23 protein-coding genes are annotated in these 25,930 nt (G+C 51.9%); 14 read left to right on the top strand and 9 right to left on the bottom strand.

From position 1 onward, the window contains the following. Positions 1 to 3: 3 nt before the first annotated feature. Positions 4 to 903: a LysR family transcriptional regulator gene (locus tag GF617_RS06945; protein ID WP_203451367.1), complete on the bottom strand. Its 900-nt coding sequence runs from the start codon at positions 901 to 903 to the stop codon at positions 4 to 6. Between the two features lie 109 nt (positions 904 to 1,012). Here GF617_RS06945 and GF617_RS06940 point away from each other — a divergent pair, with 109 nt between their 5' ends. Continuing rightward, positions 1,013 to 1,633, top strand: coding sequence for a LysE family translocator (locus tag GF617_RS06940; RefSeq protein WP_203451366.1), 621 nt, complete (start codon positions 1,013 to 1,015; stop codon positions 1,631 to 1,633). Here GF617_RS06940 and smrA read toward each other — a convergent pair. Beyond that, positions 1,630 to 2,193, bottom strand: coding sequence for a DNA endonuclease SmrA (gene smrA, locus GF617_RS06935; protein WP_203451365.1), 564 nt, complete (start codon positions 2,191 to 2,193; stop codon positions 1,630 to 1,632). The genes GF617_RS06940 and smrA overlap by 4 nt on opposite strands. A 369-nt stretch (positions 2,194 to 2,562) precedes the next feature. Then, positions 2,563 to 3,474 carry a LysR family transcriptional regulator gene (locus tag GF617_RS06930; RefSeq protein WP_203451364.1) on the bottom strand — a complete coding sequence of 304 codons (912 nt, stop codon included), beginning with the start codon at positions 3,472 to 3,474 and terminating at the stop codon, positions 2,563 to 2,565. Positions 3,475 to 3,648: 174 nt separating this feature from the next. On the opposite strand from GF617_RS06930, the gene GF617_RS06925 reads away from it, so the two are divergent. From GF617_RS06925 to fnr, 5 genes are all read left to right on the top strand, one after another. Then, the gene (locus GF617_RS06925; RefSeq protein WP_181623345.1) at positions 3,649 to 4,959 is read left to right on the top strand and encodes a M20 family metallo-hydrolase; all 1,311 of its coding nucleotides are present in this window, start codon (positions 3,649 to 3,651) and stop codon (positions 4,957 to 4,959) included. Then, positions 4,959 to 6,404: a M20 family metallopeptidase gene (locus GF617_RS06920; RefSeq protein ID WP_203451363.1), complete on the top strand. Its 1,446-nt coding sequence runs from the start codon at positions 4,959 to 4,961 to the stop codon at positions 6,402 to 6,404. Before GF617_RS06925 ends, GF617_RS06920 begins: the two co-directional genes overlap by 1 nt. 56 nt (positions 6,405 to 6,460) lie before the next feature. Then, positions 6,461 to 7,987, top strand: coding sequence for a p-aminobenzoyl-glutamate transporter (abgT, locus tag GF617_RS06915; protein WP_203451362.1), 1,527 nt, complete (start codon positions 6,461 to 6,463; stop codon positions 7,985 to 7,987). 10 nt (positions 7,988 to 7,997) lie between these two features. Beyond that, positions 7,998 to 8,513: a methylated-DNA--[protein]-cysteine S-methyltransferase gene (ogt, locus tag GF617_RS06910; protein ID WP_181623342.1), complete on the top strand. Its 516-nt coding sequence runs from the start codon at positions 7,998 to 8,000 to the stop codon at positions 8,511 to 8,513. A 183-nt stretch (positions 8,514 to 8,696) separates the two neighbouring features. Continuing rightward, a complete protein-coding gene (gene fnr / locus GF617_RS06905) occupies positions 8,697 to 9,449 on the top strand; it encodes a fumarate/nitrate reduction transcriptional regulator Fnr (RefSeq protein ID WP_181623341.1) in 753 nt (250 codons plus the stop codon). Positions 9,450 to 9,540: 91 nt separating this feature from the next. Here the strand turns inward: fnr and GF617_RS06900 are convergent, their stop codons facing one another. Further along, a complete protein-coding gene (locus tag GF617_RS06900; RefSeq protein WP_203451361.1) occupies positions 9,541 to 9,906 on the bottom strand; it encodes a hypothetical protein in 366 nt (121 codons plus the stop codon). A gap of 170 nt (positions 9,907 to 10,076) precedes the next feature. On the opposite strand from GF617_RS06900, the gene uspE reads away from it, so the two are divergent. Further along, the gene (uspE, locus tag GF617_RS06895; protein WP_181623339.1) at positions 10,077 to 11,027 is read left to right on the top strand and encodes a universal stress protein UspE; all 951 of its coding nucleotides are present in this window, start codon (positions 10,077 to 10,079) and stop codon (positions 11,025 to 11,027) included. 59 nt (positions 11,028 to 11,086) lie between these two features. Here the strand turns inward: uspE and pntB are convergent, their stop codons facing one another. Together pntB and pntA are read right to left on the bottom strand one after the other, a co-directional pair. After that, entirely contained in the window at positions 11,087 to 12,475 is a 1,389-nt protein-coding gene (gene pntB, locus GF617_RS06890; protein WP_203451360.1) for a Re/Si-specific NAD(P)(+) transhydrogenase subunit beta, read from the bottom strand. Positions 12,476 to 12,485: 10 nt separating this feature from the next. Beyond that, complete coding sequence (pntA, locus tag GF617_RS06885; protein ID WP_181623337.1) at positions 12,486 to 14,015, bottom strand: Re/Si-specific NAD(P)(+) transhydrogenase subunit alpha; 1,530 nt, start codon at positions 14,013 to 14,015, stop codon at positions 12,486 to 12,488. A gap of 535 nt (positions 14,016 to 14,550) precedes the next feature. Here pntA and ydgH point away from each other — a divergent pair. From ydgH to folM, 3 genes are all read left to right on the top strand, one after another. Further along, on the top strand, positions 14,551 to 15,495 hold the full coding sequence (ydgH, locus tag GF617_RS06880; RefSeq protein ID WP_181623336.1) for a DUF1471 family protein YdgH: 945 nt from the start codon (positions 14,551 to 14,553) through the stop codon (positions 15,493 to 15,495). A gap of 186 nt (positions 15,496 to 15,681) precedes the next feature. Then, on the top strand, positions 15,682 to 17,064 hold the full coding sequence (locus tag GF617_RS06875) for an amino acid permease (RefSeq protein ID WP_203451359.1): 1,383 nt from the start codon (positions 15,682 to 15,684) through the stop codon (positions 17,062 to 17,064). A gap of 38 nt (positions 17,065 to 17,102) precedes the next feature. Next, on the top strand, positions 17,103 to 17,825 hold the full coding sequence (gene folM / locus GF617_RS06870; protein WP_181623334.1) for a dihydromonapterin reductase: 723 nt from the start codon (positions 17,103 to 17,105) through the stop codon (positions 17,823 to 17,825). Here the strand turns inward: folM and GF617_RS06865 are convergent. Further along, positions 17,822 to 18,157, bottom strand: a complete 336-nt coding sequence (locus tag GF617_RS06865) for a GlpM family protein (RefSeq protein ID WP_181623333.1) — start codon at positions 18,155 to 18,157, stop codon at positions 17,822 to 17,824. The genes folM and GF617_RS06865 overlap by 4 nt on opposite strands. A 128-nt stretch (positions 18,158 to 18,285) precedes the next feature. Between GF617_RS06865 and rstA the strand changes: the two genes are divergently transcribed. The 3 genes from rstA (at position 18,286) to tus (ending at position 21,332) form a co-directional block, all read left to right on the top strand. Next, positions 18,286 to 19,002, top strand: coding sequence for a two-component system response regulator RstA (gene rstA, locus GF617_RS06860; protein WP_203451358.1), 717 nt, complete (start codon positions 18,286 to 18,288; stop codon positions 19,000 to 19,002). A 24-nt stretch (positions 19,003 to 19,026) separates the two neighbouring features. Beyond that, a complete protein-coding gene (rstB, locus tag GF617_RS06855) occupies positions 19,027 to 20,328 on the top strand; it encodes a two-component system sensor histidine kinase RstB (RefSeq protein ID WP_181623331.1) in 1,302 nt (433 codons plus the stop codon). A 74-nt stretch (positions 20,329 to 20,402) separates the two neighbouring features. Next, on the top strand, positions 20,403 to 21,332 hold the full coding sequence (gene tus / locus GF617_RS06850; protein ID WP_203451357.1) for a DNA replication terminus site-binding protein: 930 nt from the start codon (positions 20,403 to 20,405) through the stop codon (positions 21,330 to 21,332). Here tus and fumC read toward each other — a convergent pair whose 3' ends face one another. Beyond that, positions 21,333 to 22,727: a class II fumarate hydratase gene (gene fumC, locus GF617_RS06845; RefSeq protein WP_203451356.1), complete on the bottom strand. Its 1,395-nt coding sequence runs from the start codon at positions 22,725 to 22,727 to the stop codon at positions 21,333 to 21,335. Positions 22,728 to 22,870: 143 nt separating this feature from the next. Beyond that, entirely contained in the window at positions 22,871 to 24,517 is a 1,647-nt protein-coding gene (gene fumA / locus GF617_RS06840) for a class I fumarate hydratase FumA (protein ID WP_203451355.1), read from the bottom strand. A 200-nt stretch (positions 24,518 to 24,717) separates the two neighbouring features. Here fumA and manA point away from each other — a divergent pair, with 200 nt between their 5' ends. Then, positions 24,718 to 25,893 carry a mannose-6-phosphate isomerase gene (gene manA, locus GF617_RS06835; RefSeq protein ID WP_181623327.1) on the top strand — a complete coding sequence of 392 codons (1,176 nt, stop codon included), beginning with the start codon at positions 24,718 to 24,720 and terminating at the stop codon, positions 25,891 to 25,893. The last annotated feature ends 37 nt before the right edge of the window (positions 25,894 to 25,930 follow it).

Raw genomic sequence — 25,930 nt, 5'->3', positions numbered from 1 at the left:
CCGCTATTTAACGCACGCGCTGATATCCGGAATATGCCCGAGCAAGAACGCACGTAGCGTCTCAATGCCCTGTTGCTTTGGGCTGTCGCTGGGCCAGACCAGATAATAGCCATCCCCGGTTTCAATCGTGCGGGTAAACGGCATCACCAGCAAACCACTCTCCAGCGCCGGAATGCTCAGCGCCACATCCCCGACAGACACACCGAACCCACCGGCTGCCGCCTGATTTCCCTGCTCCAGCGTATCGAAAACCTTCCCTTTGCTGATATCCAGCGTCAACTCAAACGGGCTACCTTTAAGCCAGCGTCGCCAGTCACGCCGATCTGGCGAAGGGTGAATCAGTTCGCAGGCACTGATATTGTGTTGCGCTTTTTCCAGAAGCCCCGGCGCACATACCGGCGCAAGGCACTCTTTAAAGAGCAACTGTGAAACGGTCTGCTCGCCAAACTGACCGTTGCCGAGCAAAATCGCGCAGTCAAACGGCTCCTGATAAAAATCAACGTGATCGACATCCATCCAGACACTGGAAACATGCACCTCAGGCGTTGAGTTTTCCTCAACAAATATCTTCAGAATGTTCAGTAACCAGTTCAGTGTTAGTGTTGAGGGGGCTTTTAGTCGTAGTCCGTGGCGGGTGGTACGAAATGCCTCACACGCACTCTCCAGCGTAGCAAAACCATTTCTGAGTTGGCTTGCCAGGATACGTCCGGCATCGGTCAGTTCAACCGCAGGACCATTGCGCAGAAAGAGCTGGCAATGAAAGTTCTCTTCCAGGGTACGGATGTGACGGCTGATTGCGCCAGGTGTGACGTGCAGCATTTGTGCCGCACGGGTAAACGAGCCACAAAGGGCGGCGGCATCAAAGGCCCGTAGTGCATACAAAGGCGGAAGTGGAGAGAGCATGGAATAATCCATTGTGAGTTTAACTCACATTAAAACGCAGGATTTTCCGTTTTTCAATTCCAGTGCGATGGCAGACACTCCTCTTCTCTTCACCACAAGGAATGCTGATATGGCGTTATCGCTACTGGGCTCTTATCTCGTGGCCGTTATTCTATTGCTCATCACACCCGGTCCCGTTATTGCACTCGTGACTCACACAGCCTTACGGGAAGGGTATAAACGTGCATTTATCACGCTTGCCGGAACCAATTTAGCGTCGCTGGTGTTACTGGCGATGGCGGTGTTAATCCTGAGCGGGATCGTGGAAATACACCCATTAAGCCTGACGTGTATCAGCCTTGCGGGTGCGCTATTTCTCGGTGCAATGGCAATTCAGATACTTACGCATTCAGGTACAGGGGAGCAAACATCAACACGACCGGGCGGCTTTATCACCGGATTTTTAACGGCTATTGCCAACCCAAAAGACATTCTCTTTTTTGTCGCCTTTTTCCCGCTGTTCGTCCCGGTAACCCATAATTTTGCGCACAGCATTGCTCTGTTGACGGCTATCTGGATTGTGCTGGATCTGGTGATCCTTACCCTCTGGATCGTGGGCATCAGACGGTATGTCTCAGTAAAGTACGAACGTGTCATACGGTTCGCGACAGCCGTATTTATGCTGGCGGTCGCGGTGTATGGCGTGATGTGGAATGGGAAAGAGATACTGGCAGCACTGAGCGCAGGTTAACGACTGCGTTTGGCGTGCCGCTCCCAGTTTTCAGCTCTGGCTTCGTCAGATTTTCGTAGCGCGACATAACAGGCTCCGCTGCCTCCATGATGAGGCAATGCCACACAAAATGCCTGCACGTCGTCAAATTCCGCGAGCCAGCGTGCCAGATAACTGCGCACAACGTTGGGGTGTGAATTCTCTTCACGCCCTTTTCCGTGAACGATAACCAGATTGCGCAACCCCTCGCGCCCTGCCTGGCGGATAAACGCAAACAGCATCTGACGGCATTGTTCAACGGGCTGGCGTAATAAGTTTAAGCTGGCCTGACGGGAATACTTACCTGAGCGTAACTTATCAATAACCCCCTGCTGCACGCCGTCACGTTGAAATGCCAGCGGCTCTGCAAGCGGGACTAACTCCAAAAAACCCAGCGTTAAAAAATTATCGAGTTGCTCGGTATCAAGCTCTTGTCGGGTACGCGAATTACGCTCCGGCTGCCAGTGAATATCGGTACAGCGCTTCAGGGGCTGGACATCTTCCATGGCGTCAAGAAAGAGCGATTTGTCGTCAGGGTTCATGGACATTCTCCGGCTACATCTGAGCTCTGTACTATACCCTTGCCTGAGGCGTGTCTCAATCACCCCGCCCCTGAATACGCGGATAATAATAAACACAATAAATAATCACACAGGGGAAAATACAAAAATAACTAATGACAAATTTAAACCTAACTTAACTTAAATTTCAGCATTAGTTAAACATTAAATTTAAGTTAAAAATTCGTGAAATCAATCACTCTACAACCTTTCATTTTACAGGAAAGCTGTTATAACTAAATAAACCTGCTTAACGGATAAAACACGCGGGACATGTGAAAGGATATACTGCTGTGTGTACTGTAGGGTCTGTCAGGTGTCGGCAGACTCTATTTTTTTATTTTTGTTATTTTATTCATATACTATATTTCTGGCTTCCATTCTGAATTGCGTAATTAACGATTCAGTAAGCGGTGTCTGGCGTGAATCACGTCGCTGGATTAAATAATAAGTCGCTTTTGGGAGTGTTTCGACAACAGGCAGCATCACCAGACGATGCGCCAACAACGGGTCACAGCCCAGTTCCTGCGGCAGAATGCTCAGGAAATCACTTTGTGCGACCAGGCTAATGCAGGAGGAAAACGTTTCACAGACAATACCGATACGGGGTATTTGCGAGCGGTGCATAAACACATCTTCTAATTGTTTATAATAACTTCCCCGTGGCGTTGGCATTGTCCAGTCATAATGTAAAAGCTCATTAATTGTTCTGGCTCCTATTGCCGGATGCCCTTCCCGACAAAATATGGCAAACGGTTTTTCAAAGAGTTTTTCGAAGGTAAATTCATGATCGTATGGACCCTGGCAATAAGTGTTTATTGTAAAATCCAGTTCCCCCTGACGTAATTCGTTAATCATCGATACCAGCTGCCCTTCCATTATTCGGACCTTCACTCGTGGATGCTGCACGTGAAAACGGGTAATGACCGCAGGCATTAATGTTCGGGAAATACTGGCTCCCATACCAATGTTGATTTGTCCGGCCAGTTGCCCCTGCCGCTGACGAATGTCGTCCTGCGCGGCACGAAGTTCCTCAAGAATGAGGTTGGCATGCTGATAAAAGCTTTCACCACACTCTGTCAGCGTCACACCTTTACTGCGCCGAACAAAAAGCTGAGCAGCCATCCCTTCCTCCAGCTCCTTGATCGATTTGGTCAGTGCCGGTTGGGAAAGATTCAGCGCCCGGCTCGCCCCCCGAATACTGCCCTGGCGAGCCACTTCTACAAACGCCCGGATTTGATGAAATTTAACCTGATAGGACATAACTCACCGATAACTGTTGTTTATCAGAGTAAAGAAATTGTCATCTACTTTAATGGAAATGGATGTGCGAGGGTAATTCCTGAACGGTTAAAACTGTGAAAAAACGGTTAGTGATAAGTAAAAACTATCACAGCGTGAAGCAGTTCACATATTTTAATGATGACAGGAAAAGACATGGATCAACTGACGCAATACATCCAGACCTTAACCCCGCAACTGAGCGCATGGCGACGCGATTTCCACCGTTTTGCAGAGTCTGGCTGGGTGGAGTTTCGCACGGCGGCAAAAGTGGCAGAAACATTACACCACCTGGGCTACGAACTGGCGATGGGCCGGGACGTTGTGGATGCCGACAGCCGCATGGGGCTGCCGGATGATACAACTCTTGCCCGCGAGTTTATCCGCGCCCGTGAGCAAGGCGCTCCCGAAAAATGGCTTACGGCCTTTGAAGGCGGATTTGCCGGTATCGTTGCCACCCTCAATACAGGCCGACCCGGCCCCGTTATGGCCTTTCGGGTGGATATGGATGCTCTCGATCTGAGTGAGGCCCAGGAGGAGAGCCATCGCCCATTCCGTGAAGGTTTTTCCTCCTGTAATCCCGGTATGATGCACGCCTGTGGTCATGACGGTCACACCACGATCGGCCTGGGTCTGGCGCAGGTACTGAAACAGAATGAAGCCCAGTTGAACGGCACGATCAAAATTATTTTCCAGCCCGCCGAAGAAGGCACTCGGGGCGCTCGCGCGATGGTGGCTGCCGGTGCGCTTGAGGGGGTGGATTACTTTACCGCTATTCATATTGGCACAGGCGTCCCTGCCGGAACCGTTATCTGCGGCAGCGATAACTTTATGGCTACCACCAAGTTTGACGTGCGCTTTACCGGTGTAGCCGCACACGCCGGCGGTAAACCAGAAGAAGGCCGCAACGCCCTGTTAGCCGCCGCACAGGCCGCGCTCGCCCTGCACAGCATAGCACCACACAGCGAAGGCGCTTCCCGCGTAAACGTTGGTGTCATGCAGGCTGGCAGTGGCCGCAATGTTGTGCCTGCCAGCGCTTTGCTTAAGGTAGAAACCCGCGGCGAAAGCGAAGCCATCAATCAGTACGTATTCGAGCGTGCAACGTCTGTTATTACCGGTGCGGCTGCACTTTACGGTGTTACCTCAGAGATGCGTCTGATGGGGGCGGCAACCTCCAGTACCCCAACCCCCGCTTGGGTGAACTACCTCCGCGAACAGGCAAGCCAGGTTTCCGGCGTCACGCATGCCATCGACAAGGTAAAAGCGCCTGCAGGCTCTGAAGATGCCACGCTGATGATGGCGCGAGTGCAGGAAAATGGCGGCCTGGCCTCTTATATGGTGTTTGGTACAGATCTGAGTGCCGGGCATCACAACGAAAAATTCGACTTCGACGAGCAGATCATGTGCATCGCTATCGAAACCCTGGCGCGAACGGCGCTGAATTTTCCGTGGGCGCGAGGTGTGTAATGCCGGAGAACTATGCGTTTATTGCTGATGCGATCGACACCCGATCTCAGACACTGACCAATATAGCCGATGAGATCTGGGATCATCCGGAAACCCGCTTCGAAGAGTTTTGGTCGGCAGAACGGCTCGCTAATGCGCTGGAAGCCGAAGGATTTAGCCTCATGCGTGAAGCAGGCGGCATTCCAAATGCCTTTATCGCCAGTTTCGGCACAGGAAAGCCCGTTATCGCATTACTGGGTGAATATGATGCCCTGGCCGGCTTAAGCCAGCAGGCATATTGCGCCACCGTACAATCATCAACGCCTGGCGCTAACGGCCACGGCTGCGGGCATAATTTACTGGGAACGGCAGCCCTTGCTGGCGCAGTGGCTGTGAAAAGCTGGCTGGAACAACATGGCGGAAACGGAACCGTTCGTTTCTACGGCTGTCCAGGCGAAGAAGGTGGCTCGGGTAAAACCTTTATGGTGCGTGAAGGTTTGTTTGATGATGTCGATGCCGCAGTGACCTGGCATCCGGAAGCCTTTGCCGGGATGTTTAATGTCAGTACCCTCGCCAACATTCAGGCATCGTGGCGCTTTCACGGCGTGGCAGCCCACGCAGCGAACTCCCCACATCTGGGCCGCAGTGCGCTGGATGCCGTCACGCTGATGACCACCGGCACAAATTTTCTCAACGAGCACATTATTGAGAAAGCGCGTGTACATTATGCCATCACCGACACGGGCGGCATTTCACCCAACGTTGTGCAGGCTCAGGCCGAAGTGCTGTATTTGATCCGCGCCCCGGAGATGGCCGATGTACGGCAGATCTACGCGCGTATTGACAAGATCGCTCAGGGTGCTGCGCTGATGACAGAGACCACCGTCGAGCAACGCTTTGACAAAGCCTGTTCCAGTTACCTGCCTAACCGCACACTCGAAGCAGCCATGTATCGCGCCCTGCAACATTACGGAACGCCCGCCTGGAATGAAGAGGAGCGCCAGTTTGCCCGTGAGATTCGTACAACGCTTACGCCAAATGATCTGCAAAACAGCCTGAAAAATATTGCAGCAACAGGGGGAGAAGACGGCAAGACCTTCGCCCGTCGCCATCAGGAGACGTTGCTGATCGACGAAGTCGCCCCGTACGCCGTGACTGACAATGTCATGGCTGGTTCAACGGATGTTGGCGATGTCAGCTGGAAAATGCCTGTCGCACAGTGCTTTAGCCCCTGTTTCGCCATCGGCACACCACTGCATACCTGGCAATTGGTTACACAGGGTCGAACCTCTATTGCCCATAAAGGCATGCTGCTGGCGGGAAAAGTCATGGGGGCTACGGCCCTGAACCTGCTCCAGGACGCTGACCTTCTTCGGGCATGCCGTGACGAGTTTGAACAACAGATAACAGACCGACCGTACGAGTGTCCGATCCCGCAAGGCGTGACACCGTCACCTTTAAAATAAAAAAACACATAAACACAAACACAAACACAACAACACAACAGTCCCGAGGAACGCCCATGAGTATGTCTTCCATACCTTCGCATTCCCCAACCGGTAAGCTCTATGGCTGGGTTGAAAGGATCGGCAATAAAGTACCGCACCCTTTCCTGCTTTTTATCTATTTGATTGTGATTCTGATGATGGCAACAGCCATTCTGTCCGCATTCGACGTGAGCGTACGAAGCCCGGCCGACGGTAGTCTGGTCGCGGTCAAAAACCTGCTCAGTGTTGAAGGCTTGCACTGGTTTTTGCCGAATGTAATTAAAAACTTCAGCGGCTTCGCCCCACTTGGAGCCATTCTGGCGCTGGTGCTGGGGGCCGGGCTGGCCGAGCGCGTAGGCCTGCTACCGGCGTTGATGGTAAAAATGGCTTCCCATGTCAGTGCGCGTTACGCCAGCTATATGGTGCTGTTTATCGCGTTCTTCAGCCATATCTCCTCCGATGCCGCGCTGGTGATTATGCCGCCAATGGGAGCGCTGATCTTCCTGGCGGTGGGTCGGCATCCTGTCGCAGGTCTGTTGTCCGCCATTGCCGGGGGCGGCTGCGGGTTTACGGCAAATCTGCTCATTGTCACCACGGACGTGCTGCTCTCCGGCATCAGTACTGAAGCTGCAAAAACGATTGATGCCGCGATGCATGTGAGCGTGATCGACAACTGGTACTTTATGGCAAGCTCAGTGATTGTTCTGACAATTGTCGGCGGCCTTATCACCGATAAACTCATTGAACCGCGTTTAGGCAAGTGGGAAGGCAGTCGCGATGAAAAGCTGGAGACATTAAGTAAAGAGCAGCGTTTCGGTCTGCGCGTCGCCGGCATCGTCTCACTGGCATTTATTGCCGTGGTAGCGCTAATGGTTGTACCGGAAAACGGTGTGCTGCGCGACCCGGTCAAACACACTGTGCTGCCCTCACCCTTTATTCAGGGGATCGTACCGCTGATCATCCTTTTCTTTTTCGTCGTTTCGCTGGCGTATGGTATCGCCACAGGCAAGATCCGCCGTCAGGCCGATTTACCACACTTGATGATCGAGCCAATGAAAGAGATGGCCGGGTTTATCGTGATGGTGTTCCCACTGGCGCAATTTGTGGCGATGTTCAACTGGAGTAACATGGGCAAGTTTATGGCCGTTGGCCTGACTGATGCCCTGGAAGCGGCCGGGTTAAGCGGTGTTCCGGCGTTTGTCGGTCTGGCACTCTTGTCTTCCTTGCTGTGTATGTTTATTGCCAGTGGTTCGGCTATCTGGTCTATTTTGGCTCCCATCTTCGTCCCCATGTTCATGATGCTCGGATTCCACCCGGCGTTTGCGCAGATCCTGTTCCGTGTTGCCGATTCGTCAGTGATCCCGCTGGCTCCTGTCTCACCGTTTGTCCCTCTGTTTTTAGGCTTCCTTCAGCGCTATAAACCTGAAGCCAAACTGGGTACTTACTATTCGCTGGTTTTACCGTATCCGCTTATCTTTTTAGGGGTATGGTTGGTGATGCTGGTGGCGTGGTATCTTGTCGGCCTGCCAATTGGGCCGGGTATTTACCCGCGGCTGAACTAAAGGAAAGAGGATGCTGAGATTACTCGAAGATAAAATTGCTACCCCGCTTGGGCCACTGTGGATTATTGCCGACGAACAGTTCAACTTACGTGCCGTCGAGTGGGAAGAGCACAGTAACCGCATGATAGAGCTGCTCGATATTCATTACCGTTCACAAGGGTATGAACGTATCAGCGCCAGCAATCCCAACGGCTTGAGCGACAAGCTTGCGGCATACTTCGAAGGTGATCTCAGTATCATCGATAACCTGCCAACCGCCACGGCCGGTACAGCTTTCCAGCGTGAAGTCTGGCAGGCGCTACGTGATATTCCCTGTGGCCATGTTATGCATTACGGCCAACTGGCTGAACAATTAGGCCGTGCGGGTGCTGCTCGAGCGGTGGGCGCTGCCAACGGATCTAATCCTGTCAGCATTGTCGTTCCCTGTCATCGCGTTATTGGCCGTAACGGCACGATGACCGGCTACGCGGGTGGCGTGCAGCGCAAGGAGTGGTTATTGCGCCATGAGGGCTATCTTTTACTGTAGATACCAGGCTTTTAGTGCTTAATTCTCTGCCAGTTAGGGCGAAAACCCATAACCAAGCTGTGGAATTTCAAGAAGATGGCAACACGTTACCGTCTCTTGTCCTTATTGAGGGTTTGCCAGGCTTACGTACTCGCCAAAAAGATGTTAAAATTGACCAATATCAATTAAGGCTCGAGCAAACCTATGATCCCGGAAAAGCGAATTATACGACGCATTCAGTCTGGCGGTTGTGCTATCCATTGCCAGGATTGCAGCATCAGCCAGCTCTGTATCCCGTTTACCCTGAATGAGCATGAACTTGATCAGCTTGATAATATCATCGAGCGCAAAAAGCCTATTCAGAAAGGACAGACGCTGTTTAAAGCGGGAGACGAACTGAAATCGCTCTATGCTATCCGTTCTGGCACGATTAAAAGCTACACCATCACCGAACAAGGTGATGAGCAGATCACTGGCTTCCATTTAGCAGGCGATCTGGTCGGCTTTGATGCCATCGGTACTGGTCACCACCCGAGCTTTGCTCAGGCGCTGGAAACCTCAATGGTCTGCGAAATCCCGTTTGAAACGCTGGATGACCTGTCCGGAAAAATGCCGAACCTGCGTCAACAGATGATGCGTTTGATGAGCGGCGAAATTAAAGGCGATCAGGACATGATCCTGCTGCTTTCCAAAAAGAATGCTGAAGAGCGTCTGGCGGCCTTTATCTATAACCTGTCGCGCCGTTTTGCCGAACGTGGCTTCTCACCACGTGAGTTCCGTCTGACCATGACCCGTGGTGATATCGGTAACTACCTCGGACTGACCGTTGAAACCATCAGCCGTCTGCTGGGTCGCTTCCAGAAAAGCGGTATGCTGGCCGTTAAAGGCAAATATATCACCATCGAAAACGGTGAAGCGCTGGCGATCCTCGCCGGTCATTCCCGCAACGTGGCATAACATCTGCGAATGACTGCAGCCAGATCGATACATTCGTCTGGCTGCATACTGAAATTCATGATTCTGCTTACCAACGTGTTCTCATCCCTTCTCAGTCTGCCGTCCTGCCCCGCCATTTCTTCCTGTTAACTGACGTTTTCTCTGTTGAAACAGCGTCAACCGAGCCGTCTTCAAATCTGCGGATGTTCGCATTTGCTAAGTCGATTGCAGCCTGAACTTCAATTTCTTGCAGCGATTTCAGATCCATAGCCCCATTTTTCAGTAAGCGTAGTTTTACCGCCAGTTGCTTTTTGGCCTCGGTTCTGTTTTTAGGCGGTGTTTTTAAACATTCGAGATCTTGCGCGGTCGCTTGTTGCTGCTCGGTGATATACAACATGCGTTCTGTCGCTTGTCTTTTCGCCGCAACCCCTTGTGCAATTAATCTGCCTATCGCTTTCCGTTTTGAGTGATTTGCCATGTTGGCTCCTTTATCTGAGAAGCAAAGCGCTTGGGTTTCAACCTGATGGCACAACAGCCATTAATTTTTCATGATTTATTGATCTGGTAAAACTTCCCCCCTGTTTCATTCAAGATATATAGGTTACTCTTTTAGTTACAGACTGTGGTGACAGTTGTAAGGAGACCTGTATGACAAAGTATCAAAACATGCTGGTGGCCATCGACCCTAATCAGGACGATCAACCTGCGTTACGGCGTGCTGTGTATTTACATCAACGGATTGGTGGCAAAATCAAAGCGTTTTTGCCGATCTATGACTTCTCATACGAAATGACCACCCTTCTGTCGCCTGACGAGCGCACCGCTATGCGTCAGGGAGTGATCAGCCAGCGTACTGCATGGATCCGCGAACAGGCGAAATATTACCTGGATGCGGGAATTCCCATTGATATTAAAGTGGTCTGGCATAACCGCCCATTTGAAGCCATTATCCAGGAAATTATCAGCGGCAATCACGATCTGTTGCTGAAAATGGCGCACCAGCACGACAAACTGGAGTCCGTCATCTTCACCCCGACGGACTGGCACTTATTGCGCAAATGCCCTTGCCCAGTGTGGATGGTAAAAGATCAACCCTGGCCAGAAGGCGGTAAGGCCGTTGTTGCGGTCAATCTCGCCAGCGAAGAGGACTATCACAACGCGTTGAACGAAAAGCTGGTGAAAGAGACCATCCAGCTTGCCGAGCAAGTCAACCATACCGAAGTCCATCTGGTGGGAGCTTACCCGGTGACACCTATCAATATCGCCATCGAGCTGCCTGAATTTGATCCGAGTGTGTATAACGACGCAATCCGCGGTCAGCATCTGTTGGCCATGAAAGCACTGCGCCAAAAATTCGGTATCGATGAGAAAATGACCCACGTTGAAAAAGGGTTACCTGAAGAGGTGATCCCGGACCTGGCTGAACACCTGCAGGCGGGGATTGTCGTGCTGGGCACGATTGGTCGTACCGGTATTTCTGCTGCATTCCTGGGGAATACCGCCGAACAGGTGATCGACCATCTGCGCTGCGACCTGCTGGTCATTAAACCGGATCAATACCAGACGCCGGTTGAACTGGACGACGAAGACGACGATTGAGCCTTGTTGATGCATATAAAAAAGCCGCCAAATATGGCGGCTTTTTTTATTGCTACTGATTACAGCGCTTTCAGAATCGCATCCACGCTGGCTTTGGCATCGCCAAACAGCATATGGGTGTTCTCTTTAAAGAACAGTGGGTTTTGAACGCCTGCATAGCCCGTATTCATCGAACGTTTGAAGACAATGACATTCTGAGCCTTCCACACTTCCAGCACAGGCATCCCCGCAATTGGGCTGCGCGGATCATCTTGTGCCGCCGGGTTAACGGTATCATTCGCGCCAATAACCAGTACCGTATCGGTATCGGAGAAATCATCGTTGATCTCATCCATCTCCAGCACGATGTCGTAAGGCACTTTCGCTTCAGCCAGCAAAACGTTCATGTGACCCGGCAGACGCCCGGCAACCGGGTGAATACCAAAGCGAACCTTGATACCACGCGCCCGCAGTTTCTCCGTAATTTCGGCAACCGGATACTGCGCCTGGGCAACGGCCATGCCGTAGCCAGGGGTGATGATAACCGAGTGCGAATTCTTCAGCATATCTGCCGTATCTTCCGCAGTGACCTCACGATGTTCACCGACTTCTTCGTCATTACCCGAAGAGGAACCGTCAGTACCAAAACCACCCGCAATCACGCTGATGAACGAACGGTTCATCGCTTTACACATAATGAAGGAGAGGATCGCACCAGAAGAGCCGACCAGTGCACCTGTAACGATCAGCAGGTCATTACTCAGCATAAAGCCCGCAGCCGCAGCCGCCCAACCTGAATAGGAGTTCAGCATTGAGACCACTACTGGCATATCTGCACCACCGATAGAAGCCACCAGATGCCAGCCGAACGCCAGAGCAATAATGGTCATCACCAGCAGCGCCAGCACCTGCATACCCACACTTTCTGTACGTACGAAGATAACCAGCAGCACGAACGATACAACCAGTGCAGCCAGATTCAGCTTATGGCGGTTAGGTAGCATCAGCGGTTTTGACGACAATTTCCCGCGTAATTTACCAAACGCCACAATAGAGCCAGTGAATGTTACCGCACCGATGAAAATACCGAGGAACACTTCAGTCAAATGGATATTGACCAGAATCGGTTCCATGCCTGCTTCATGGTAGAGGTAGCTGTTGAAGCCCACCAGCACCGCAGCCAGACCAACAAAGCTGTGCAGAATCGCCACCAGCTCTGGCATTTCAGTCATCTCAACGCGCTTCGCCAGACGGATACCAATCGCGCCACCGATAATCATCGCCACCAGGATCCAGGCGACGTTGCCAGTATCCGGTCCAAAGATGGTGGCAAGCAGTGCAATCGCCATACCGGCGATGCCAAAGTTATTACCGCGCTGAGACGTTTCGTGTTTGGAAAGCCCCGCCAGACTGCAAATAAACAGGATCGCAGCGACAATGTATGCAGCTGTAACTAATCCTCCAGACATATGCTACCCCTTATCCCTTACGAAACATTTTCAGCATACGCTGAGTCACGGTGAAACCACCGAAGATATTGATACTGGCGATAAGCACCGCGATGAAGCTAAGGAAGCTAATCCAGCCACCGTGACCAATTTGCAGCAATGCCCCCACCACGATGATCCCGGAGATGGCGTTAGTCACCGACATCAACGGCGTATGCAGTGCATGGGAAACGTTCCACACCACGTAATAGCCCACCACACAGGAGAGTGCGAAGACGGTGAAGTGACCGAGGAACTCTTTTGGCGCAACACTTGCCAGCCAACCAAAAAGAATAATCGCCAGCGCCATCAGGGCATATTTACGCCACGGTGAAACAGGCTTAGCAGGCTCTTTCGGTTCAGGTGCTGCTTTTGGTGCTGCCTGAGGCTGTGCTGAAACCTGAATGGGTGGTGCAGGCCAGGTAATTTCTCCCTCGCGGACCACAGTAACACCGCGCACAACCACATCCTCAAAGTCTACCGTAATATTGCCGTCTTTCTCTTTACACAGCAGTTTCAGCAGGTTAACGAGGTTGGTTCCATACAGTTGAGAAGACTGCGTTGGTAAGCGACCCGGCAGATCGGTATAACCGATGATCTTCACGCCATTGGCAGTGGTGGTCACCTGGTTTGGCACAGTGTATTCGCAGTTACCGCCATTTTGCGCGGCCAGGTCGACGATGACACTGCCTGGTTGCATGGAATCAACCATTTCGCGGGTAATCAGCTTCGGAGCCGGCTTACCGGGGATCAATGCGGTGGTGACAATAATGTCGACTTCTTTCGCCTGAGCAGCAAAGAGTTCCATTTCCGCTTTGATGAAGGCTTCAGACATCACCTTCGCATAGCCATCACCACTTCCCGCCTCTTCCTTGAAGTCCAGCTCAAGAAATTCGGCGCCCATACTTTGAACCTGTTCTTTTACTTCCGGACGCGTATCAAATGCTCGCACAATCGCGCCCAGGCTGTTTGCCGCGCCAATCGCCGCAAGCCCTGCCACACCAGCGCCGATCACCATCACTTTCGCAGGCGGCACTTTACCTGCAGCGGTGATCTGCCCCGTAAAGAAACGGCCAAACTCATGTGCCGCTTCGACGATAGCACGGTATCCCGCAATGTTCGCCATGGAGCTCAATGCATCCAGCGATTGAGCGCGAGAAATACGTGGAACAGAATCCATTGCCATCACGGTCACATCACGTGCCGCGAGCTTTTCCATCAGCTCTGGATTTTGCGCTGGCCAGACAAAGCTCACCAGCGTCGTGCCCGGATTGAGCAGCGCTATTTCATGTTCTTCCGGTGCATTCACTTTCAGGATGATCGGCGATTGCCAGATCTCTGCACCGTCCACTACGTCAGCGCCAGCCTGAGTAAATGCCTCATCGTCGAAACTCGCCAGTTTGCCCGCGCCGCTTTCAACCGCGACGGTAAAACCCAGTTTAAGCAGTTGCTCCACCGTTTTTGGTGTTGCCGCTACGCGGGTTTCATTGGCTAACCGTTCTTTTGGTACCCCAATACGCATAGTTTTCCCTTCCATCGGTTTTTGATGATGGTTTGTCGATAAATGCCCGAGGTTTGTATCAATTTCCATCAACTTAATAGCTGAGGTAGATCATTAACCCCGGAAAATAAAACAGTAACAAACTTTCTATAACCTACTGAAAATAACGCCTGTGATCCACCGCCAGAAAACACTATTTCTTACTTTATCTGTGAAAAATAAGTGATCGACGTCGCTGACAGAGATATTTACCTTAAATTCACCGCAGTAACCGATAAATAGCGCAAGCGAAGCGGTAAAAACATGATATAGCGCCATACGAGATCAACTTATTAACATTAAATTAACTTGTAAAAGTCATATGCTTTATCAGTTTTGCTTGTCAAACGCCTGTTTTTTCAACATATCACTAAATGTTATCGAATTTAGATCTCCCCTGAGCACAGGGTGCGAAAAATGGCGCAGACAGCAACGGGTTTTAAATGCAATAATCGAGACCGTCTCAAATTAACAACAATACCAGTACATGGTTTGCGCAAGGCGAAGGATTATTTTTATGAAGCTTAAGAACACACTCCTGGCGTCCGCACTTCTTTCTGCGACCGCCCTGTCTGCGAATGCCGCGACAGAGTTAACGCCGGAGCAAGCGGCAGCGTTAAAACCTTTTGACCATACGGTCATTGTGGGTCGTTATAACTCTATTGGCGATGCCGTTAACGCCGCATCAAAAGCCGCCGATAAAAACGGTGCAGCCTCGTTTTACGTTGTTGACCAGTCTGACTACGGCAACAGCGGCAACCAGCGCGTAACCATCGCGCTGTTCAAAGACAATGCCCCAAAAGCTGACGCACCCAAAAATCGCGTGATTAACGGTATCGTCGAACTGCCAAAAGATCAGGCGATTGAACTGGAACCTTACGACACCGTGACTGTTCAGGGGTTCTACCGCAGCCAGCCTGAAGTGAACGATGCAATCACCAAAGCCGCCAAAGAGAAAGGGGCCTACTCTTTCTATATTGTGCGCCAGGTCGATGCCAACCAGGGCGGCAACCAGCGTATTACCGCATTCATTTATAAAGAAGATGCGAAAAAACGCGTTCTGCAAAGCCCGGATGCTATCCCTGCCGATTCTGACGCTGGCCGCGCAGCAATCGCGAAAGGTGGCGAAGAAGCGAAGAAAGTGGAAATTCCAGGCGTTGCGACCTCTGCTGCGCCAAGCGCGGAAGTGGGTCGCTTCTTTGAAACGCAATCCACAAAAGGCGGTCGTTACTCCGTTACCCTGCCAGACGGGACCAAAATTGAAGAGTTGAACAAAACCACTGCTGCGCAGATGGTTCCGTTCGACAGCATCAAGTTTACAGGTAACTACGGCAATATGACGGAAGTCTCTTATCAGGTCGCAAAACGCGCGGCGAAGAAAGGGGCTAAGTATTACCACATCACCCGCCAGTGGCAGGAACGTGGTAACAACATGACGATCAGTGCCGATTTGTACAAGTAAGTAAACGGTTTAACAAAGGCGGCGCAATGCCGCCTTTTTTTGTAACTTTTATTCTAATTTCTGCCTCACGTCATTGCATGACTTCGTGACACTCCGTAAAATCCCGCGCCTTAGTGTGATCCACCATTTTTATGCGCCTGTGCGAAATAATTATTCTGGATTTGGACCTTTCATAACAGGAAGCCAATGGAAAAGAAACTTGGCCTGAGTGCTTTGACTGCACTCGTTTTAAGCTCAATGCTGGGTGCGGGTGTATTCAGTTTGCCGCAAAATATGGCTGCCGTCGCAAGCCCTGCGGCACTCCTCATTGGTTGGGGTATCACCGGGGCCGGGATTTTGCTGCTGGCCTTCGCCATGCTACTGCTGACCCGTATCCGTCCAGACCTTGACGGCGGGATATTTACTTATGCCCGTGAAGGATTCGGCGAGCTGATCGGGTTTTGCTCGGCCTGGGGCTACTGGTTATGCGCGGTTATCGCCAATGTCTCGTATCTGGTCATCGTCTTTTCTGCATTGAGTTTCTTTACCGATACGCCAGAGTTACGGCTCTTCGGCGACGGGAATACCTGGCAATCTATTGTCGGCGCATCGGTACTACTGTGGTTCGTTCACTGGCTGGTTTTACGTGGTGTGCAGACTGCCGCGAGCATCAATCTGGTCGCAACGCTGGCGAAACTGGTCCCATTGGGCCTGTTTATCGTTCTGGCATTTATTGCGTTCCGTCTTGATGTCTTTAAGCTCGACTTTACGGGTATTGCTCTGGGCGTTCCTGTCTGGGAACAGGTCAAAAATACGATGCTGATAACCCTGTGGGTGTTCATCGGTGTTGAGGGTGCAGTGGTGGTTTCTGCCCGTGCCCGTAATAAGCACGACGTAGGCCGGGCCACCTTACTTGCCGTACTGGCAGCATTAGGTGTCTACCTGCTGGTGACGCTGCTTTCACTCGGTGTGGTTGCACGTCCTGAGCTGGCCGGCATGCGTAATCCATCAATGGCTGGCCTGATGGTAAACATGATGGGTTCCTGGGGCGATGTGGTGATTGCCGCAGGTCTTATCGTCTCTGTCTGTGGTGCGTACCTGAGCTGGACGATCATGGCAGCAGAAGTTCCCTTCCTGGCGGCGACCCATAAAGCCTTTCCGCGCTTATTTGCTCGTCAGAATAAAAATAATGCGCCTTCAGCTTCACTTTGGCTGACCAACATCAGCGTGCAGGTTTGCCTTGTCCTGATCTGGCTCACAGGTTCTGACTATAACACCTTGTTAACTATCGCCTCAGAGATGATTCTGGTTCCCTATTTTCTGGTGGGCGCTTATTTGTTAAAAATAGCTACACGTCCAGCACACCTGATCGTCGGTATCGGCGCCTGTATTTACGGCTTGTGGTTGTTGTATGCTTCGGGCCCAATGCACCTGCTGCTCTCGGTTGTACTGTATGCGCCGGGTCTGCTGGTCTTTATCTACGCGCGCCGTACGCATCAATTGAATAATGCGCTTAAACGTCGTGAGATGGCATTGATCGGGTTGTTACTGGTTGCTGCCGTACCGGCAACGTGGATGTTAATGGGATAGCGCCGTCTTTCCCGTTGCTGAACTGAGAGGAGAACACGATGGGAAAAATGCAACAACGTCCTGTATTAATCACGGGGGGAGGCCGTCGCATTGGCCTCGCCATTGCTCATCATTTTCTTACCCTTCGCCAGCCGGTGATCGTCAGTTATCGCAGTGAATATCCTGCCATTGACGGTCTCCGAAACGCCGGGGCGGTCTGTATTCAGGCTGATTTCTCAACTGACGAAGGCATTCTGGCTTTTGCCGACGAAGTGAAATCCCGTACTGACGGGCTTCGGGCAATCATTCATAACGCCAGTGCCTGGCTCGCTGAACTGCCGGGCACACCGCTCAGCGATACGCTCTCCAGTATGCTGCAAATCCACGTTAATGCCCCTTACCTGCTTAACCACGCCCTGCAAGACCTGCTACGCGGGCACGGGCATGCAGCGGGAGACATCATTCACTTTACAGACTATGTCGTAGAACGAGGGAGCGATAAACATATCGCCTACGCCGCGAGTAAAGCCGCGCTGGATAATATGACACGCTCTTTTGCACGTAAGCTCGCGCCAGAAGTCAAAGTCAATGCGATTGCCCCGTCGTTGATATTGTTCAACGACAGCGACGACGCTGAGTACCGCCAGCAGGCTCTGAATAAATCGTTGATGAAGATCGCCCCTGGTGAAAAAGAGGTGATCGATCTTATCGATTATCTGCTAACCAGTTGTTACGTAACCGGAAGAACCTTCGCGGTAGATGGCGGTCGCCCGCTTCGCTAATGTAAGCGGCTCCAGAAAAAAATGAGCACCCAGGCGCTGAGGCTCCAGCACAAAACGGCCCCACCCAGCGCCAGCGGCAGTCGCAAAAAGCCGGTGAAATACCATAGTGACAACAGATAGAGGAAGTAAGGGATAATGGACCACATGCCAAAGACAATGGTGGTTCGCAATGCTTCAACCCCGCGCTCCGAGGCTACGATATAGTGCGCAATAAGGGCAAACGTCGGGAAAAGCGGGATCAACCCAGCAATGTAGTAATTTTTTGTTTTTGCCAACACACCAATCAGTAACACCACCAGCGCACCCAGCGCAGCTTTTATCAGCAAGCCCATGTATTTTCCCATAACAACCAGGCAACAATTCAGACCAGAATAACGGAACTGAGGTTAATTTTGAAAGATTAATGGAAGGTTAAGGTTACGCAGTGTATGTTGGCTTTTTTCGCGATAACAGACGCTGTATGAATAAGATCGTTTATGTAGAGGATGAACCCGAAGTCGGGCAACTGATTGCCGCCTATTTGGGTAAACATGATATGGACGTCATAGTCGAGCCTCGCGGCGATCGCGGTGAGGAAGTCGTGGCGCGTGAGAAGCCGGATCTGGTGCTGCTGGATATCATGCTACCCGGTAAAGACGGAATGACCTTGTGCCGTGACCTGCGTGCCCAGTGGGATGGCCCGATTGTTCTTCTTACCTCTCTGGACAGTGACATGAACCACATCTTGTCGCTGGAGATGGGCGCTAACGACTACATCCTTAAAACGACCCCTCCTGCCGTATTGCTCGCTCGTTTGCGTCTGCATTTGCGCCAGCACGCCACCGTTGACCGGGAACCCTCAGCACCTTCGCTTACACCGCATAAAGCTATGCATTTTGGTACGTTATCAATCGATCCTGTTAATCGCCAGGTGTTGCTGTCAGGTGAGCTGATCGCGCTTTCCACGGCGGATTTTGACCTGCTATGGGAACTGGCAACACATGCCGGACAAATCATGGACAGGGATGCATTACTCAAAAATTTACGCGGTGTCAGCTACGATGGTATGGATCGCAGTGTTGATGTCGCCATTTCTCGGCTGCGCAAGAAATTACTGGATAATGCCACTGAGCCGTATCGCATTAAAACGGTACGTAACAAAGGCTATCTTTTTGCCCCGCACGCCTGGGAAACTTGATCACCTCGTCATCCGGATACGTTCATGAAAAAGCTGTTCGTGCAGTTTTATCTCCTGCTGTTTGTCTGCTTCCTGGTGATGACCATGCTGGTCGGGCTGGTCTACAAGTTCACCGCCGAGCGTGCGGGTCGGCAATCGCTGGATGATTTGATGAAAAGCTCGCTGTACCTGATGCGCAGTGAGTTACGTGAAATTCCGCCACACGACTGGGCCCGCACACTGAAAGAGCTGGATCTGAATCTCTCATTCAATCTGCGTATTGAATCGATGAAAGATTTCGATCTCGATGCGCCCGCCATGCAGCGCTTGCGAGACGGTGACATTGTCGCACTGGATGAAAAATACACGTTTATTCAGCGCATTCCCCGAAGCCACTATGTTCTCGCCGTGGGACCCGTCCCCTATCTGTATTATCTGCACCAGATGCGGCTGCTGGATATGGCGCTCCTGGCATTTATCGCCATTTCACTGGCCTTTCCGGTCTTTATCTGGATGCGACCGCACTGGCAGGACATGCTGCGACTTGAAGCAGCTGCACAACGTTTTGGCGAAGGTCATCTTACCGAGCGTATCCACTTTGACAGTGGTTCGAGCTTCGAACGGTTAGGTGTGACGTTTAACCAGATGGCCGATAACATCAATGCGCTGATTGCCAGTAAAAAGCAGTTGATCGACGGTATTGCACATGAACTACGTACACCGCTGGTACGTCTGCGCTATCGCCTGGAGATGAGTGATAACTTGACCGAGGCAGAGTCTCTGGCGCTGAACCGGGATATCGGCCAGCTCGAAGGATTGATTGAGGAATTACTGACCTACGCGCGGCTTGATCGCCCACAAAACGAGCTGAATCTCAGTACACCAAATCTCCCCGTCTGGCTGAAAAACCATATTGACGATGTGCAAAGTGTTAATCCTCAGCGTACGCTACTGCTCGAAACCGTGACCTCCGGTGATTATGGTGCACTCGATATGCGCCTGATGGAGCGCGTCCTGGATAATCTGGTGAATAACGCCATGCGCTATAGCCAAACCACGTTACGAATTGGCTTGCAGCTAGAGGGGAATCAGGCCCGTTTGTCCGTCGAAGATGATGGCCCAGGCATTGCGCCGGACGAGCGAGAAAAAGTGTTCGAACCATTTGTTCGTCTCGATCCCAGCCGCGATCGTGCCACTGGAGGTTGTGGCCTGGGGCTGGCGATCGTCTATTCCATTGCGCAGGCAATGGGGGGGACGGTTCGCTGCGAAGAGAGCACTCTCGGCGGCGCGCGTTTCTGTTTTAGCTGGCCGGTGTATCACAATATCCCTCTTCCCGTTACTGCCTGACCTTAACCGCGCGCTGGCCTGACCCGGCGTGCTGTGTTATATGGTAAGTATGTTGTAACTAATTAAGGGTTGTCATGGCGACTTACGATCTGATCGAAAGACTGAATACCACGTTGCGGCACATTGAGCATGAACTGCTCTCACTGACCGGGCGTTTGCAATCATGCCGTTTACTGGCCGCTCGCGTATTCACTCTGCCAGATGTGGTGAAAGGCGCAGAACACGATCCACTGGAACGCATTGAGGTCAAACAACACATCGGCAGTACGGCTCTGGCGCTCACGATACAACATTATCGTCACCTGTTTATTCAGCAGCAGTCAGAAAATCGCAGCAGTAAAGCAGCCGTTCGCCTGCCCGGCGTGATCTGCCTGCAAACAGAAACCTCCGAGCGGGAAGTGCTGGAAGTGCAAATCGCCCACATCAACGCGTTAAAAGCCGCGTTCGAAAAAATCGTTACGGAAGAGTCAGGATTAGCCCCGGCGGCACGTTTCGAGTGGGTTCATCGTCATTTGCCAGGGCTTATCACCCTGAATGCCTATCGTTCGTTGACGGTACTTCGTCACCCGGCCACATTACGGTTTGGCTGGGCGAATAAGCACATTATCAAGAACTTCACCCGCGATGAGATCCTGTCGATGCTGGAAAAAAGCCTGAAAGCGCCGCGCACTGTTGCCCCCTGGTCGCGCGAGCAGTGGATTGAACGTCTGGAACAGGAGTATCACAGTATTGCGTCACTGCCTTCAGAAGCGCGGCTCAAGATAAAACGACCTGTAAAGGTACAGCCCATCGCGCGGGTCTGGTATTCCGGACAGCAAAAACAGGTTCAGCACGCCTGTCCCACCCCCTTAATTGCACTTTATGATGCCGATCAGGGCGCAGTGATCCCGGATATTGGCGAGCTGCTGAATTACGATGCCGAAAACATTCAGCATCGTTATAAACCGCAGGCACAGCCGCTGCAATTAATCATCCCGCGGCTGCACCTGTATGTGGCGGAATAATTACTTCTGGCTACCTACCATCGCTTCAGGACGAACCCAGCTGTCAAACTCAGCGTCAGTCAGGTAGCCCAGCGCCAGGGCGGCGGCTTTTAGCGTCAGCCCCTCTTTGTGTGCTTTCTTGGCGATTTCTGCCGCTTTATCGTAGCCGATGTGGGTATTGAGCGCGGTCACCAGCATGAGCGATTCGTTGAGCAACTGGTTGATGCGCTCGCGATTCGGTTCGATCCCCACCGCGCAATGTTCGTTAAAGCTTTCCATGCCATCCGCCAGCAAACGCACCGACTGCAGGAAATTATGGATCACCATTGGGCGATAAACATTCAGTTCAAAGTTACCGGACGCCCCGCCCATGTTCACGGCCACATCGTTACCCATCACCTGACAGCAAAGCATGGTCATGGCTTCACACTGTGTCGGGTTCACTTTCCCCGGCATGATCGAACTGCCTGGTTCGTTCTCCGGAATGCTGATCTCACCAATACCACAACGCGGACCGGAAGCCAGCCAGCGGACATCGTTGGCAATTTTCATCAGCGATGCAGCCAGCCCTTTCAGCGCACCATGTGCATGAACAAGTGCATCGCAGGTGGCAAGGGCTTCAAATTTATTGGGCGCTGTGACAAACGGTTGTCCGGTGATCGCCGCTAACTCTTTTGCAACACGTGCAGCGTATTCAGGATGGGTGTTCAGCCCTGTCCCCACCGCCGTTCCCCCCAGCGCCAGCTCAGCCAGATGCGGCAGGCTGTGATCGATATGCTTAAGGTTGTGTTCAAGCATGGCAACCCAGCCAGAAATCTCCTGGCCCAGAGTCAGCGGCGTGGCATCCTGCAAGTGGGTTCGGCCAATTTTCACGATATCGCTGAAGGCTAACGCTTTTTCATTCAGGGTCTTTTTCAGCACGTCCAGTTGAGGGAGAAGGTGTTCACGCAGGGCAATGATCGCGGCGACATGCATCGCCGTCGGGAAAACATCGTTCGAGCTCTGGCTTTTGTTCACATCGTCATTGGGATGAATTTTACGCTCCATGCCACGTACGCCGCCCAGCAGTTCGCTTGCGCGGTTTGCCAGCACTTCGTTCATGTTCATATTGCTCTGTGTGCCGGAACCCGTTTGCCAGATAGCTAGAGGGAACTCGTCAGGATGCTTGCCCGCCAGGACCTCATCAGCAGCATTGATAATGGCCGTCGCTTTTTCAGCGGCAAGCAGTCCCAGGTCCTGGTTAACTTTAGCGGCCGCACGTTTGGTCAGTGCCAGCGCGTGGATCAGCGAGACGGGCATTTTCTCGGTTGAGATCCGAAAATGCTCCAGTGAGCGTTGGGTTTGTGCGCCCCATAGCTTATCAGCCGGGACATCGATTGCACCCATTGAGTCTTTCTCGCGACGTGACGTGGTCATTACTTTCTCCTTGATAACAATGAAGTTGGGAACATTGCTCACCTGCTTAAGAGATAAGTATTGATTGCTTCAAAAAAACGGTATGACGCTTTGTGCGCTCTTTATCGTGCCGGGCAGCACTGACGCTTGCCCGGCTTTTTATCTTACTTCACGCAGGCAGAACATTGGGACGACTGGATCTGTTTGAAGAAGTCATTACCTTTGTCATCCACCAGGATAAACGCCGGGAAATCTTCCACTTCAATTTTCCAGATGGCTTCCATCCCAAGTTCTGGATATTCCACACATTCCAGGCTCTTGATGCTGCCCTGTGCCAGTACGGCTGCCGGGCCGCCAATACTGCCCAGATAGAAACCACCATGCTTATGACACGCGTCTGTTACCTGCTGGCTGCGGTTACCTTTTGCCAGCATGATCATACTGCCGCCGTTGGCCTGCAGTTGATCAACATACGAGTCCATACGGCCAGCTGTGGTTGGGCCTAACGAACCAGAAGCGTAGCCTTCAGGCGTTTTCGCCGGGCCGGCATAGTAGATCGGGTGATCTTTGATGTACTGAGGCAGACCTTCGCCGTTATCCAGACGCTCTTTCAGCTTCGCATGAGCGATATCACGCCCGACGATAATAGTTCCATTCAGGGACAAACGCGTTGATACCGGATACTGAGAAAGCTGCGCCAGAATATCGCTCATTGGACGGTTCAGATCGACGTGAACAGCTTCGCCCTCACCCGCTTTACGCAGTGCTTCTGGGATGTATTTGCCTGGGTTGTTTTCCAGTTTCTCGATCCAGACACCGTCGCGGTTGATTTTCGCCTTGATATTGCGATCCGCAGAACAAGATACGCCCATCCCGACCGGGCACGATGCGCCGTGGCGCGGCAAACGAATGACGCGAATATCGTGTGCAAAATACTTGCCGCCAAACTGCGCACCCAGACCCAGATTCTGGGCTTCCTGCAACAGTTCCTGCTCAAGCTGAACATCGCGGAATGCCTGACCATGCTCATTCCCTTTGGTTGGCAGACCATCATAGTATTTGGTAGATGCCAGTTTGACGGTTTTCAGCGTACTTTCCGCTGATGTCCCGCCGATCACAAAGGCGATGTGGTAAGGCGGGCACGCCGCCGTACCGAGCGTACGCATCTTCTCTACCAGATAATTTTTCAACTTACCTGGCGTAAGCAGGGCTTTGGTTTCCTGGTAGAGATAGGTTTTGTTGGCTGAACCACCGCCTTTGGCAATACAGAGGAATTTGTACTCGTCACCATCGACGCTATAGAGATCAATTTGCGCCGGCAGGTTAGTTCCCGTATTCACCTCTTTGTACATATCCAGCGCCGCATTTTGCGAGTAACGCAGGTTATCTTCGATATAGGTGTTATACACGCCGTGTGCCAGAGCGGCTTCGTCACCACCGCCCGTCCAGACACGCTGGCCTTTTTTGCCGGTGATGATGGCTGTTCCGGTATCCTGGCAGGTTGGGAGAATGCCTTTCGCCGCGATATCCGAGTTTCGCAGGAACTGCAGGGCGACATATTTATCGTTTTCACTGGCCTGTGGGTCACTCAGGATATCTGCCACCTGTTGCTGATGCGCGGGACGCAGCATAAAAGAGGCATCGTGAAACGCATGCTGAGCCAGTAAAGTCAGCGCCTGCGGGTCCACCTTGAGGATCTCTTGTCCTTCGAACTCAGCGACAGAAACATGATCACGGGTTAACAGGTAATACTCGGTCTGATCCTTTGCAAGAGGGAAAGGATCCTGGTAATGAAAGGGTTTGTTCGACATTGTGCTCTCACTTACGACATTGCTGATTATGATTCAGGCAGATCTTCCGTTTGCCCTGCTTAAAAGCGAGTTAGCTTATCCTACACAATTTTTTAACAAAAACTGAGACTAGTACGACTTTTTACATGCGCTGGTTACTTCCGCGCGGTTTATTGCTTTAATACCTGGAGTTAATTCCACATTTGAATCAGGGCTTGATAATGCAAAAACTCATCAACTCAGTGCAAAACTACGCCTGGGGAAGTAAAACTGCGTTAACGGATCTCTACGGTATCGCGAACCCAGACAACCTGCCGATGGCAGAATTGTGGATGGGGGCACACCCGAAGAGCAGCTCAAAAATTGAGGACGCCAGCGGTCAGGTACGCAGCCTGCGCGACGTGATTGAGGCCGACAAAGCGACGCTACTGAGCGACAAGGTTGCTAACCGCTTTGGTGAGTTGCCGTTCCTGTTTAAGGTGCTGTGTGCAGACCAACCGCTTTCCATTCAGGTTCATCCGAACAAAAAAGCCTCTGAACTCGGCTTTGCAAAAGAGAACGCCGCAGGCATTCCTTTGGATGCGGCTGAGCGTAATTACAAAGATCCTAACCATAAACCCGAGTTGGTCTTTGCCCTGACCCCCTTCCTGGCAATGAACGCGTTCCGCGAATTCTCCGAAATTGTTTCTCTGCTGCAGCCTGTTGCCGGAGCCAACAAAGCCATCGCCCACTTCCTCGAAAATCCTGATTCCGCAGGTTTAAGCCAGCTCTTTGCCAGCCTGTTAAATATGCAGGGTGACGAAAAATCACATGCTCTGGCGGTACTAAAAGCGGCGCTAAACAGCCAGCAAGGTGAACCGTGGCAGACCATTCGTGTGATCGCTGAGTTTTACCCGGACGACAGCGGCCTGTTCTCCCCACTGCTGTTGAACGTAGTGAAACTGAACCCCGGCGAAGCCATGTTCCTGTTTGCCGAAACACCGCACGCCTATCTACAGGGTGTCGCGCTTGAGGTGATGGCGAATTCAGATAACGTACTGCGCGCTGGCTTAACGCCGAAATACATTGATATCCCAGAGCTGGTTGCCAACGTGAAGTTTGTGGCTAAACCGGCCGCAGAACTGCTGACGCAACCGGTTAAGAAAGGCCCGGAGCTAGACTTCCCTATCCCGGTAGACGATTTTGCGTTTTCACTCCATGACCTGAACCGCACAGAAACCCCTGTCGCACAGGATAGCGCCGCAATCCTGTTCTGCGTTGAGGGCGAAGCAACGCTGAACAAAGACGATCAGCGTCTGGTGCTAAAACCGGGTGAATCGGCATTTATTGCGGCGAATGAGTCGCCGATCACCGTGAGTGGAACGGGTCGCCTGGCACGCGTTTTCAATAAGTTGTAGCAACTTACTGAAGTTTTTAACAACTCTTGCTAAGCTA

The organism is Lelliottia sp. RWM.1 (assembly GCF_016859735.1).
Taxonomy (GTDB): domain Bacteria; phylum Pseudomonadota; class Gammaproteobacteria; order Enterobacterales; family Enterobacteriaceae; genus Enterobacter.
Note: the sequence above shows the minus strand (reverse complement) of the source record. Positions and strands in the feature narration are given on the sequence as shown.